The organism is Chryseobacterium sp. SIMBA_028 (genome assembly GCF_046535285.1).
Classification (GTDB): domain Bacteria; phylum Bacteroidota; class Bacteroidia; order Flavobacteriales; family Weeksellaceae; genus Chryseobacterium.
Window position 1 is genome coordinate 83,353 of sequence record NZ_JAWRWZ010000015.1, and the last position, 13,122, is coordinate 96,474.

A 13,122-nucleotide genomic window follows, 5' to 3' on the forward strand; every position below is an offset into this window, starting at 1 on the left:
AATTGGTTTTTCATTTAAATTAGTCTAAAGCCTATCCTGTTCCGATGTCTTTTTTATAGTCTTGGCATTTTTCACAGACTGGTTCCCAAAGTTGAATTTTAATGAAAGAGTAAAACCCTGTGTATCTGTATAGTCCTGAAAGTAATTATCCTGATTGGCGTATTTGGTAACAATCTTTTGGCCTGTTGTTCTAAAAATATCACTAACAATTAAGCTTGCTTCAAATCTTTTATTAAAGAACTTTCTGTTCATTACAAAATAAGCAGACCATGCACTGGAAATTTTGAAAGTTCCCTGTATTGATGGAGAATAATAACGATGTCCCATTTCCATTTTCCAGTCATTATTTTTATCCAAGGTGAAGCTTGTAGAAATATTAGATTCCCAGTTCCAAACCTTATTCTTGTACAGCATTCCATCAACGCCCTTGAAATAGTTTTCATTGTGCTCCAGATTTTCAGACAGAATGATATTCCACCAAGGCTTCACCTGAAAGTTTTTATATAAGCTTAATCCGAAAGCCTTTCCCTTTTCAATATTGGTAAAATGATAGATCACACTATTGGTCTCCGGTTCCTGATACGAGATCTCCATGGATGGAAACTGTTCCTTGCGATAGTATAAATCCAGATTCCAGTTTTTCCATGAATAGGTTAGATTAAGATTATGAGTAATGGTTGCTTTTAATTTTGGATCTCCCTGATAGTATGAAAAGAGATTATAATAAGATTTTGCCGGATTCAGCCATGAATAGGATGGTCTGCTGATACGTTTTCCATAAGAGAATCCGAACTCCTGCTTATTTTCTGTAGTATATTGTGCATAAAAAGTAGGAAAAAAGTTCCAGTAATTATTTTTGTTTTGATCATATGGCTCTGAAACTATCCCTTCAAGATCTGTCATTTCTGCACGAAGCCCACCTTTAAAATTCCATTTTCCGATATTATAAGAAAGCGAGGAATACAGAGCAAAATTATGTTCCTTGTAATCAAAAACACTACTTTTCTCTGGCCTGTATTCTAATACCCCATTTTGATTATCAGAAAAATCTAGTTTGCTGTTTGTTTTCACGAAACTGTACTTTGTTCCGGATTCAAATTCCAACTTCTCTCCCTTCCATTGATAATCTACCTGAGTAGAATACAATTGTACATCTGCTTTATTTTGGGTCATGAAATTATCTTCTCTTGGTGGCTCTCCGGCAAAGTTTAGGTATGTAATTACATTTTGATATTTACTGGCATTATTTCCTGTAAAATAATTGATCCATGACAGACTGCTCTTTTTATTCAATTTTCTGTCTATCTGAAAACTGACTGAATTATTAATGGAGCGAGAGTGATGGTCGTTTAGTGTTCTATAATCAGACTCAACAACATCCTGATTATTGTAAATTAATGTAGGCACATCATACGTTCCATATGACTTTGGAGAAAAATACCCTGAATAGTTGAGGCTTAGATTGGTCAAACTGTCCAATTCATATTCTACATTAAAATTCAGGGTATTCTGGTTAGTGTTTTTATCCTTCCTATTCATTGTACTCATCCATCTGGTATGGCTTTCAGGATAATTAACATAGTCGAATCCCTCTCGGTAGTAGGTTCCCATTCCTTTATAATAGCTTCCGATAATGGAAAATTTCTCCTTTTTATAATATTGAGACAGCCCAAAAACAGCCTTTGCATACTGGGTCTGAACATATTTTGAAGACAAAATACCACGATAGCCTTCAATCTTGTTCTTCTTCATAATAATATTCAGGACCGAACTTCCAGAAGCTTCATATTTTGCAGGTGGATTGGTAATTACTTCCACAGACTTCACCTCATCTCCCTGAGTATTTTCCAAAAGATTTTTGAGTTCATCCCCCGTCAGCATGACCTTTTTATCATTAATGGTTACCAAAATTCCTGTACTGCCTTTCACTGCGAGTACATTATTATTGGCTGTAACACCGGGTGTATTTTTCAAAATTTCCCATGCATTCAATGATGAAATATTACTGTTTTCTACATTAAACTCCAGACGATCTACTTTTCTTTTTACCAATGGCTTTCGCTTCGTCATTACTACTTCCTCAATCTCTTGAGATTCCTTTTTAAGAATGATCTGTAAATCTTCAGGCTTTTCCAGATTCAGCGTCTTTTCAAATAAAGAATAACCCTTATTTTTTACAACTAGTTTTATATTCTGTTCAGAAATATTCTCCAATGTAAATCCACCTTTAGCATCCGTTTTCAGTTCCTGGATTAATTTATCCTGCGAATCGTACAGTTCTATTTGTGCTGCTGAAATTTTTTCATTCTCGGTGTTCACAACTGTTCCCGCAAGTTTTTGTTTCTGGGCCAATACCAACATCGGAAAACACAGGAAAAAAATAATTTTATTCATGATTATATTTTTAAAGAATGAGGCAAAACAATAGTTGTTCTTGTTTTACGGAGCAAAATTCTATATTGAACAGGAGAATTTCGGTTAACGAAAGGTTAATGATGGGTTAATGTCTTTTTCTCGTTTAGAAAGAAAAATCTGAACTCGAAAAATCAGGTTAATGAAAGGTTAATAGCAAAATACAACGCCAATAAAATGGTTAAATCTTTATCTTTGTTATCAATGATTTCCAAAAGTAAAAACCTTCTCTTTCTTTTTGCAGCTTTATTCCTACTTCTACTGGGAATACAGGTTTACTTTATGTATAAAACCTACCAGGTAAAGGAAAGAGATATCTACAGATCCGTAGATGAGGGACTTAGCAACTATGCCGATAAGCTGGAAAACATTCATGATGCCAAGGAAATGAAAAGTGATTCTCTCCAGAAAATCATTATTCAATATTATAATAAAGAGATCAGCCAAAAGGAATTTATCTACCATTTTATAGAAGACAGAAAAGCTTCCAGAGAAAGGCTTAGCAATTATATCGACAGCCGTCTTAAAAAAGATGGATATAAAATCTCTGCAAGAATTCAATACACCTCTATCATTCATCTTCCAGACAGTGCCAAGCTTATTGACCATCCCATCATTATCTACGAAACCAAAAACAAAGTCAAAAAGCCCAAAATTACCAGTTCCGGAACCTGGAGAACTTCTTCCACTAAAGAAGTAAAAGGAAAAGAAACTACCAACGAGAGAGAGACTTTCTTTGTCAAGAGCCAAACTGATTTTGAGGTTGACAATATAAAAAGTCTTGTTTTCAAGGAACTTGCATTATTGATTATTTGCTGCCTGATTCTATTGGCAAGTGTTCTGCTTTTATACATCTTCACTCTCAAAAACCTGATCAGGCAACAAAAACAGGTAGAAGTTCTCCACACCATTGTGGATAACATTTCTCATGAGTTTAAAACTCCGATTGCTACATTAAAAATAGCGTCTAAGACCTTAAAAAAGGGCTGGAATTCAGAAACACTACCACTTATCGACAGACAGATCACCCGCCTTGAAAGTTTAATGTTACAACTCCATAAAGATGAAATACCCGATGAGGTGGTTGCCGTACAGCCTGAAGACTGGGATTTTTTTATTCAGGATCTGGCTTTTACCTATCCTCAAATAGATTTTAAATTTGAAAATAAAGTCACCGAAAAACTGCCCTTTGACAAAAACCTAATAGAAACTGTCATTAAAAACCTTTGTGAAAACAGTATCAAATACGGAGCATCCTTTGTTAAAATAAATACCAATACTTCTACCCAAAATCTGAATATTGAAGTTTCGGATAATGGACAAGGCATGGAAAGCAAGGAGCTAACGAACATTTTTGAAAAATTCTACAGAATACAATCCAATAACATTCATAACAGTAAGGGGCTGGGACTGGGACTTTATTTTGTAAAAAAAATAATCACAACCTATAATGGTAAAATAGAGGTTTCCAGTAAACCTGGAGCCGGCAGTACCTTTAAAATAAGCATTCCCTATGAAAACTAAGATCCTATTAGCAGAAGACGATTCGGATTTCGGAATGATCCTTAAACAATATCTTGAACTGGAAGATTTTGAGGTCAACTGGTTTCAGAATCCTGAAGATATCGTTGAGCTTCTTTCCTCCGATTTCCCTTTTCAGATTGGTATTTTAGATGTGATGATGCCTAATATTGACGGCTTTTCTCTTGCCAAAATGATTCTCAAGGAAAAAAACAATTTTCCGGTTTTATTTTTAACAGCAAAGAATCAGAAAATCGATAGGTTAACCGGGTTAAAGATAGGAGCGGATGATTATATTGCCAAACCCTGTGATCCTGAGGAATTGGTTCTAAGGATTAAAAATATTCTGAAAAGGATCTCTCCTCCAATGACTGAAGTTCAGATTAAAATCGGACAATATTTGCTGGATACTCAGAAACTTTCTCTTTCCCATCCTGACGGGAATATACGCCTTACGGTTCGGGAACAGGAACTTCTTTTATATTTACTGAAGCACAATCATACCATGATAACAAGGGATAATATCCTTGATCATCTTTGGGAAACCAATGACTATTTTACAGGAAGAAGTCTGGATGTATTTATCAGCAGATTGAGAAAATATTTCAGCAATGATGAAGAAGTAAAAATCCAATCCCTTAGAGGAATTGGATTTGAAGTTGATTTTCCAACAAATTAATCTTAAAAAGAAAGATTCACAATCACCGGAAAATGATCTGACGGATAAAGGAGATTCTCTCTTCTGTCATTGATGTGTCGGTGAGATCTTATCTTAAAGTCTTTTGTAAAAATATAGTCAATCCTTTCTTTTGGAACCTCACTTACATTAAAAGCGGTGAAAGTTCCTACAGGTCCATAATGCTTGGTTTCCGAATGGTAAAAGGTATCTTTCATATTTTGGGAAAGGATTCTTACGGGTTCTGTATCCTCTGTCAGATTAAAGTCTCCACTTAGTGTTACAGGCAGATTTCCTGGATTAAGTTCTTTGATTTTTTTCAAAATAAGTTCAGAGGATTTCACTCTTGCTACATTTCCAATATGGTCAAAATGAATATTCATGGCAAGGAATTCTTTCTTCGACTTTTTATCCTTGAAAATAGCATAGGTGCAGATTCTATTCAATGCAGCATCCCAGCCTTTTGACGGTTTCTCAGGTGTTTCTGATAACCAAAATGTCCCCGATTTTACAACATCCAATCTGGTAATATTATAAAAAATAGCAGAGAACTCTCCTTTTTGCTGGCCATCATCTCTTCCCACCCCAATATAATCATAGTTTTTCAATCCGCTTTTGATGTCTTTCATTTGTTCAGGAAGTGCTTCCTGAACTCCGAAATAATCAGGGTGATAATAAGTGAGTAAATCGGAAACATCCTGCTTTCTTTCCGGCCATGCATTTTCCTTATCAGATGCAACGTTAAGCCTGATATTAAAACTCATCACTGTAAGGTCCTGTGAAAATCCCAATGCAAAAAACATGAGAAATACGATTGAAAATCTTAAATCCATAGTCTATTTTATCAAATTGAGACAAAAATAAGACTTCTCTGTGACAGAGAAGTCTTATTTACATCATTATATTGTTAAATTATTGCAGGTGCTAAAAAAGCCTTACTTTAATCTAGTTTGATTTCTTTGATTTAATCATTGCTTCCAACGCATCCCACATTTCACTTGGAATTGCTTCAAGCATATTAAACTCTCCTGCTCCCTGAAGCCATTCTCCACCATCAATAGTGACCACTTCCCCATTCATATACGCTGAATAATCAGAAACAAGGTAAGCGGCAAGATTAGCCAGCTCCTGATGTTCTCCTACTCTTCTCAAAGGAACTTTTTTCTTCATATCAAATTTTTCCTGAAGATCCCCCGGAAGAAGTCTGTCCCAAGCCCCTTTTGTAGGGAATGGGCCCGGAGCAATTGCGTTGAAACGAATACCATACTTCGCCCATTCTACAGCCAAAGATCTTGTCATTGCCAAAACCCCTGCTTTTGCACACGCTGATGGTACTACATAAGCAGAACCCGTCCATGCATATGTGGTTACAATATTCAGTACTGTTCCTGGTGTTTTAGAATCTATCCAATGTTTTCCTATAGAAAGGGTACAGTTTTTCGTTCCTTTTAAAACAATATCCAAAATAGAATCAAAGGCAGAATGCGTTAACTTTTCTGTTGGAGAAATAAAGTTTCCGGCAGCATTGTTTAATAGGATATCAATTTTACCAAACTCCTTTAAGGTAGCTTCTTTCATGGCTTCCACCTCATCCCAGTTTCTTACATCACACGCAACGCAAAGAACTTTTCCACCTGTTTCATCTTCCAGTTCTTTTGCTGTAGCTTGTAGTTTTTCAAGATTTCTGGAAGTAATTACCACATTAGCACCCAGTTCAAGAAAGTATTTGGTCATGGCTTTTCCAAGACCACTTCCGCCTCCAGTTACAATCGCTACTTTATCTTTCAGTGCACCTTCGCGCAACATTGGCTGTGTATACATGCTCATAATTTAATTATTTTAATAAATATATAATATAAATTCTATAGGCTGTAAAAGATTCCCATAGAAAATCAATGATACTTTGTATGTAAATTTAATATAATTATTCTTCCTGTCATCTTTTAAAATTATGCAGGAGATAGTAATAAGAAAAAAGCCGTTTCACAAATGATGAAACGGCTTTTAATTAATATTGAAATAGGAGTTATGAAGTAACTGTCCCTTTAAAAGAAAGTGTTTTAGGAGTTTTGCTTTCGCTGGTTGTAACGTTCACGGTTTTCATAAACGGGCCTGCTGCTGCAGCATTGTAACTTGCTTCTACAAATCCTTTTTTTCCAGGCTGAATAGGCGTTTTAGTATAGTCTGCTGTTGTACATCCACATGAAGGAGCTACATTTTGTATAATAATTGGTTTTGAACTTGTATTGGTAAATTCAAATCTGATGATTTTTGGTTTTCCTTGAGGAATATTTCCTACATCTATAGATTCTGATTTCCATTTGATAGCATCAGCAATCCTATTTACGATTGAAGAAGCTTCTCCTGAAAATACATTGGCGTAAAATGGAGAGAAAGCTAAAACGGCTAAAACGGCTGTAATTTTTAATTTTTTCATGAGTATAAATTTTAATAGTTAGAAATAATAAAGAAAACTATTCTTCTCTTTATGATATAACAAATGTAAAGCACGTAAGCCATACAACTTGTTAACTGCTATCAAACATTTGTTAACAAGTTGTTAATGATAAAAGATTAATAAATATTTTTGGATAATATTGTTCCTGAAAATGAAAATCAAAAAACTCAATATCATCATTACGCTGGGGTTTATAGCTATTATCGGAATTTTAATAGCTCAGCTGATGTGGACCCGCCAGGCCTATAATCTTGAAGACAAGAAATTTGATCAAAAAGTGAATATTGCGTTAATGGAGGTAGCAGAAAAGTTATCAGGAGGAAAAAACTCTTTTACCGAAAATCCTGTACAGAATATTGCCAATGATTATTATGTAGTTAATATTAATAATGAATTCCATCCTGTAGTTCTTGAGTATTATCTGAAAACAGAATTTACCCGTTTTCAAATCAATACCGATTATGTATATGCGCTATATAACTGCCACAGTGATAAAATGATTTATGGAAAATATATGACTACCCATCAGGAAAGTCCGAGTAATAAGGTGATTAATTTCCCAAAACATAAAAACCTGATCTATTATTTTTCCATCCGTTTTCCTGATAAAACCACGTATCTGATCAGTTCATTAAGATTCTGGTATCTACTTACATTTGCCCTTATTATCATTCTTCTGGTGTATGTGTACTCCATATATACAATCATTCAGCAGAAAAAATTCTCGGAGCTGCAACGTGATTTCATTAATAATATGACGCATGAGTTTAAAACTCCTTTATCATCAATCCTTTTAGCGTCAGAAGCACTTAACAAACAAGAAGCAGTAAAGGAAAACACTAAGCTGCAAACCTATACTTCCATCATTATTGATCAAAGTTACAAACTTAACAGCCACATTGAAAAGATATTGAATCTTGCTAAGAATGATGCTTCAGGAATGTCATTAAAGCCTCAAAAGATCATCCTGTTTCCTTTTATTCAGGAGATTGCCGATGCTATGCTGCAAAAGGATAAAGACCTCAGCATTCAAATAGAGATTGATAACAGCACTTCGATAATGGCTGATGAATTTCACTTTACCAATATCATTTATAATATTTTAGATAATTCTATTAAATATTGTGAAACCAAGCCCGCTATTGTCATTTCTTCCTATAAAGATTCAAAAGGTTTATATTTAAAGTTTAAAGATAATGGGATAGGTATTCCGGCTAAAAATATTCCTGATATTTTTGAAAAGTTTTACAGGGTAAATACGAAAAGAAGTGAAGAGGTTAATGGTTTTGGATTAGGATTATTTTATGTGAAGAAAGTTGTTCAGCAGCATAACTGGAAAATTTCAGTTGATAATAATGCAGATACCGGAATTACCACCACCCTCTTTTTCCCATTTTAAATTGAATAAGTAAGTATGGAGAAATCTAAAATTTTATATGCGGAAGATGACGAAACCATCGCTTTCTTGATACAGGACAGCCTGGAAAGCTATTATGACATCAACTGTTATTCAGATGGAAAATCTGCACTTGAAGCTTTTAACAGCCAAGGTTTTGACATCTGCCTTTTGGATATTATGATGCCTGAACTGAACGGGTTTGAAGTGGCAGAGCAAATCCGCAGTAAAAACTCTGATGTTCCTATTATTTTTATTTCAGCAAAAGCTTTAAAGGAAGACCGTATCAAGGGCCTTAAAATAGGAGCTGATGATTATCTGGTAAAACCTTTCAGTATAGAAGAACTGATCCTGAAAATTGAAGTTTTTCTGAAGCGTTCAAAGAAAACCAACTCCCATTCCTCAAGCTATAAGGTCGGGAAATATGACTTTGATCCTAAAAACTATACTTTGCAGGACACCTCCATTACGATTAACCTTACCCAAAGAGAATCTGAACTGCTTTTATATTTTATCTGCAATAAAAATACGGTTCTAAAAAGACAGGATATTCTGAAAGCCATTTGGGGTGATGATGACTATTTTATGGGGCGAAGTCTGGATGTATTTATTTCCAGATTACGAAAGGTCCTGGCTGATGAACATACTATTCTTATAGAGAACCTACATGGAATAGGTTTCCGTTTTTCAGAAAAGAATAAATACTGAATAAATTTCGTCTAAAATAAAACAGCAAATGATGATTTTAATTAATTTTAATCTTTGAAAACCTACTATTAATGAAAAATCACAGAATAACTGTTTTTCTGTTTCTAATATTTTGTAGCTTACATTATAAAGCTCAAAAATTTGAAAAATTAATACAATATGTCAATCCTCTTATCGGGACTGAAAAAATGGGACATACCTATCCCGGGGCCACAGTACCCTTTGGAGCTGTTCAGCTAAGCCCTGAAACAGATAGCATTTCCTATGAACTTAACGGCAAATATAATGGTGAAGTTTATAAATACTGTGCAGGATATCGTTACGAAGATAAAACCATTGTAGGCTTCAGTTCTACTCACTTTAGCGGGACGGGACATTCAGATCTCGGAGATTTCCTCATTATGCCTACGGTTGGAAAACTTCAACTTAATCCCGGAACGTCTTCTCATCCTGAAAATGGCTACAGAAGTAAGTTTTCACATCAAAACGAAACAGCAGAAGCCGGATACTACAAAGTAAAACTTGATGATTATAATATTCTGGCAGAATTAACGGCAACAACAAGGGTTGGTGTTCATCGTTATTCTTTTCCCAAATCTGATCAATCCCACATTATCTTGGATTTGATGGCAGGGATTTACAATTATGATGGAAAAAACGTCTGGACCTATGTTCGCGTAGAAAACAACAACACCATTACAGGATATCGACAGACAAACGGTTGGGCAAGAACCAGAACCGTTTATTTAGCAATGAAATTTTCAAAGCCATTCAAATCTTATGGCCAGAAAAACTATGATGAAAAGCAAGTCTATAAAGGATTTTGGAGAAAATTTGATCAAACCAAAAATTTCCCCGAAATCGCGGGTAAGAATCTGAAAATGTATTTTGATTTTGATACTCAGGAAAATGAGGCTATTGAAGTTAAACTTGCCATTTCACCAGTAAGCCAAGCCAATGCCATGGAAAATCTTGAAAATGAGGCAGGAAGTCTATCTTTTGATCAGGTAAAAGCAATGGCACAGGAAAACTGGAACAAAGAATTAAATAAAATTGTCATCAAAGGTTCCGAAGCCGAAAAAACTAATTTTTATACGGCTATGTATCATACCTTCATCAACCCCACCGTTTATATGGATACTAATGGAGAGTATAAAGGTCTGGATCAAAATATTCATAAAGCAAATGATTTCACCAATTATACCACATTCTCTTTATGGGATACATATAGAGCGCTACATCCATTCTTTAATATCATCCAGCCCAAGCGAAATAACGATATGGTGAGATCAATGATGGCTCACTACGATCAATTTTCCATGAAAATGTTACCCATTTGGTCACATTATGCCAATGATAACTGGTGTATGAGCGGCTATCACAGTGTAAGTGTTGTGGCGGACGCCATTATCAAAGGAAATTATAATGGCGACCCTAAAGAAGCCCTGAAAGCCTGTGTAGAAACGGCCAACAAAAGAGATTATGAGGGCATCGGGCAATATATCGATCTAGGTTATATTCCTGTAGAAAAAAATGGAACTTCAGTTTCAAACACCTTAGAATATGCCTATGACGACTGGGCTATTGCTCAATTGGCAAAACATTTGGGAGAAACAGAAATATACAATCAGTTTATCAAGCGTTCTGAAAACTGGAAGAATAATTTTGACAAAACAATAGGGTTTATGCGCCCAAGGCTGGCAGATGGAAACTTCAAAAAGGATTTTGATGTATTGAGTACCCACGGACAAGGCTTTATTGAAGGAAACTCATGGAACTACAGCTTCTTTGTTCCTCAAAACCCTGATGAGCTTATTCAGCTGATGGGAGGCAAAAAGAAATTTGCTTCAAAACTGGATGAGCTGTTCTCTATGCATTTATCCGACAAGTTTTTTGCAGATACTGAAGATATTACAAGAGAAGGAATCATTGGTGGATATGTTCACGGAAATGAACCGGCACATCATGTAGCTTATCTTTATAACTGGGCGGGACAACCTTGGAAAACTCAATCACAGATCCGTCACATTCTTGAAATGCAATACAAGGCAACTCCTGATGGATTAGGTGGAAATGATGATACCGGGCAAATGAGTGCGTGGTATATTTTGAGTTCACTAGGTTTTTATCCTGTTGCACCAGGCTCTGAAGATTATTCAATAGGAAGTCCCGCCATTGATCATGCTGTTTTAAATCTTGAAAACGGAAAATCCTTTGAAATTGAAGCTATAAATCAAGGTCCTAAAAATGTATATGTTCAAAAGGTTCTTCTCAATGGAAAAGAGATTAAAAATTTCACATTGAAACATTCTGAAATTATGAATGGAGGGAAGCTCACTTTTTATATGGGGAATAAAGCGAAAAAGTAAAATATTCTCGCAGATTTTGCGGATTTAGCAGATGATTGAACTTTAAAATCTGCGTAATCTCCCAGATCTAAAAATAAGTTTTGGCTAAAGCCAATGTAAGATGTATAAATAACGAGAGCGGGCTTTAGCCCGCTCTTATTGAATTATCAGAATAATCTCCTAATCCGAGATTACATAATGCGATATTGCTTTATTAATCTCTCGCTTCAAAAAGTAATCTTTCTCCGAATTTCTCTTCTGCAATTTTTCCATTATCATACACCAAATGTCCATTTACAAAGGTATGGGTAACTTTAGAATGGAAATTCATTCCTTCCAGCGGGCTCCAACCACATTTGTAAAGTAAATTATCTTTGGAAACAGTCCAGTCTTCATCTAAATCTACCAAAACAAGATCAGCTTTATATCCCTCTTTTACAAATCCCCTTTTCTCTACTCTGAAAAGAATAGCAGGGTTGTGACACATCTTTTCAACAATTTTTTCCAGAGAAATTTTACCATTCTTATAGTTTTCAAGCATCACTACTAGTGAATGCTGTACCAATGGTGCTCCAGATGGGCATTTTGTATATACATTCTGTTTTTCTTCAGCAGTATGTGGCGCATGGTCTGTAGCGATTACGTCAATTCTGTCATCAAGAAGTGCTTCCCACAGGGCATCTTTATCTTTTTGTGTTTTTACAGCAGGATTCCATTTGATTAAGCCTCCTTTTGTTTCGTAATCGTCATTGGTAAACGTTAAATGATGAACACAAACCTCAGCAGTGATTTTTTTATCTTTCAAAGGAATATCATTTCTGAAAAGTTCCATTTCCTTAGCCGTTGAAAGATGGAAAACATGAAGTCTTGCTCCTGTTTTCTGAGCCAGTTCAATAGCCTTGGAAGAAGATTTATAACAAGCTTCTTCACTTCTGATCAGGTGATGAAACTTAACCGGAATATCTTCACCATATTCATCCATGTATTTTTGGGTATTCGCTCTTATGGTTGCTTCATCTTCACAATGAACTGCAATCAGCATTTTGGTATTGCTGAAAATATTTTCCAATGTTTCAGGATTATCAACCAACATATTTCCTGTGGATGAGCCTAGGAATAATTTAATTCCCGGAACATTTCTAGGATTTGTTTTTAAGACCTCCTCAAGATTATCATTGGTTCCTCCCATCATAAAACCATAATTGGCATAAGCTTTATGGGAAGCTATTTCGTACTTGTCTGCTAATAATTCCTGAGTAACGGCATTCGGAACAGTATTGGGCTGATCGATAAAGCTGGTTACACCTCCCGCAATAGCTGATCTTGATTCAGTCTCAATATCACCTTTATGCGTTAAGCCCGGATCACGAAAATGCACCTGATCATCAATTACTCCTGGAAGAAGATACTTCCCGGAACCGTCAATAACCTGATCCGCATCTTCAGAAATACCGGAAGCTATTTTAGAGATTAAATCATTTTCTATTAAGATATCGCTCTCAAAGACTTTTCCTTCGTTGACGATGTTTACGTTTTTGATAAGGGTTTTCATTTTACTTTTTAGAAATTAGAGATTAAATACTAGAAGCTAGAGAAAATTTTA

10 protein-coding genes are annotated in these 13,122 nt (G+C 35.3%); 5 read left to right on the forward strand and 5 right to left on the reverse strand.

The genetic code is table 11. The features are described from left to right. Positions 1-24: 24 nt before the first annotated feature. The gene (locus SCA31_RS18900) at positions 25-2,394 is read right to left on the reverse strand and encodes an outer membrane beta-barrel protein (protein WP_410698582.1); all 2,370 of its coding nucleotides are present in this window, start codon (positions 2,392-2,394) and stop codon (positions 25-27) included. 195 nt (positions 2,395-2,589) lie between these two features. On the opposite strand from SCA31_RS18900, the gene SCA31_RS18905 reads away from it, so the two are divergent. Then, positions 2,590-3,936, forward strand: coding sequence for a sensor histidine kinase (locus SCA31_RS18905; protein ID WP_410698583.1), 1,347 nt, complete (start codon positions 2,590-2,592; stop codon positions 3,934-3,936). Next, complete coding sequence (locus tag SCA31_RS18910; protein ID WP_410698584.1) at positions 3,926-4,612, forward strand: response regulator transcription factor; 687 nt, start codon at positions 3,926-3,928, stop codon at positions 4,610-4,612. The genes SCA31_RS18905 and SCA31_RS18910 overlap by 11 nt, the downstream gene beginning before the upstream one ends. A 2-nt stretch (positions 4,613-4,614) precedes the next feature. Here the strand turns inward: SCA31_RS18910 and SCA31_RS18915 are convergent, their stop codons facing one another. From SCA31_RS18915 to SCA31_RS18925, 3 genes are all read right to left on the reverse strand, one after another. Further along, positions 4,615-5,442, reverse strand: coding sequence for an endonuclease/exonuclease/phosphatase family protein (locus SCA31_RS18915; RefSeq protein WP_410698585.1), 828 nt, complete (start codon positions 5,440-5,442; stop codon positions 4,615-4,617). A gap of 112 nt (positions 5,443-5,554) precedes the next feature. Next, positions 5,555-6,436, reverse strand: coding sequence for an SDR family oxidoreductase (locus tag SCA31_RS18920; protein WP_410698586.1), 882 nt, complete (start codon positions 6,434-6,436; stop codon positions 5,555-5,557). A 199-nt stretch (positions 6,437-6,635) separates the two neighbouring features. Further along, positions 6,636-7,046: a DUF1573 domain-containing protein gene (locus SCA31_RS18925; protein WP_410698587.1), complete on the reverse strand. Its 411-nt coding sequence runs from the start codon at positions 7,044-7,046 to the stop codon at positions 6,636-6,638. Positions 7,047-7,218: 172 nt separating this feature from the next. Here SCA31_RS18925 and SCA31_RS18930 point away from each other — a divergent pair, with 172 nt between their 5' ends. The 3 genes from SCA31_RS18930 to SCA31_RS18940 all read left to right on the forward strand — a co-directional run bounded on the left by SCA31_RS18930 (position 7,219) and on the right by SCA31_RS18940 (position 11,540). Further along, positions 7,219-8,466 (forward strand): sensor histidine kinase, encoded by a 1,248-nt coding sequence (locus tag SCA31_RS18930; RefSeq protein WP_410698588.1) that lies wholly within the window; start codon positions 7,219-7,221, stop codon positions 8,464-8,466. 15 nt (positions 8,467-8,481) lie between these two features. Beyond that, on the forward strand, positions 8,482-9,171 hold the full coding sequence (locus tag SCA31_RS18935; RefSeq protein ID WP_410698589.1) for a response regulator transcription factor: 690 nt from the start codon (positions 8,482-8,484) through the stop codon (positions 9,169-9,171). A 71-nt stretch (positions 9,172-9,242) separates the two neighbouring features. Beyond that, positions 9,243-11,540 (forward strand): GH92 family glycosyl hydrolase, encoded by a 2,298-nt coding sequence (locus SCA31_RS18940; protein ID WP_410698590.1) that lies wholly within the window; start codon positions 9,243-9,245, stop codon positions 11,538-11,540. 193 nt (positions 11,541-11,733) lie between these two features. Here the strand turns inward: SCA31_RS18940 and SCA31_RS18945 are convergent, their stop codons facing one another. After that, positions 11,734-13,071, reverse strand: coding sequence for a dihydroorotase (locus SCA31_RS18945; RefSeq protein ID WP_410698591.1), 1,338 nt, complete (start codon positions 13,069-13,071; stop codon positions 11,734-11,736). Between the last annotated feature and the right edge of the window lie 51 nt (positions 13,072-13,122).

Coding starts and splice junctions, on each gene's coding strand:
- SCA31_RS18920 (WP_410698586.1), bottom strand. CDS start 6,436: ATGAGCATGTATACACAGCCAATGTTGCGCGAAGGTGCACTGAAAGAT.
- SCA31_RS18900 (WP_410698582.1), bottom strand. CDS start 2,394: ATGAATAAAATTATTTTTTTCCTGTGTTTTCCGATGTTGGTATTGGCC.
- SCA31_RS18910 (WP_410698584.1), top strand. CDS start 3,926: ATGAAAACTAAGATCCTATTAGCAGAAGACGATTCGGATTTCGGAATG.
- SCA31_RS18940 (WP_410698590.1), top strand. CDS start 9,243: ATGAAAAATCACAGAATAACTGTTTTTCTGTTTCTAATATTTTGTAGC.
- SCA31_RS18945 (WP_410698591.1), bottom strand. CDS start 13,071: ATGAAAACCCTTATCAAAAACGTAAACATCGTCAACGAAGGAAAAGTC.
- SCA31_RS18915 (WP_410698585.1), bottom strand. CDS start 5,442: ATGGATTTAAGATTTTCAATCGTATTTCTCATGTTTTTTGCATTGGGA.
- SCA31_RS18925 (WP_410698587.1), bottom strand. CDS start 7,046: ATGAAAAAATTAAAAATTACAGCCGTTTTAGCCGTTTTAGCTTTCTCT.
- SCA31_RS18930 (WP_410698588.1), top strand. CDS start 7,219: ATGAAAATCAAAAAACTCAATATCATCATTACGCTGGGGTTTATAGCT.
- SCA31_RS18935 (WP_410698589.1), top strand. CDS start 8,482: ATGGAGAAATCTAAAATTTTATATGCGGAAGATGACGAAACCATCGCT.
- SCA31_RS18905 (WP_410698583.1), top strand. CDS start 2,590: ATGGTTAAATCTTTATCTTTGTTATCAATGATTTCCAAAAGTAAAAAC.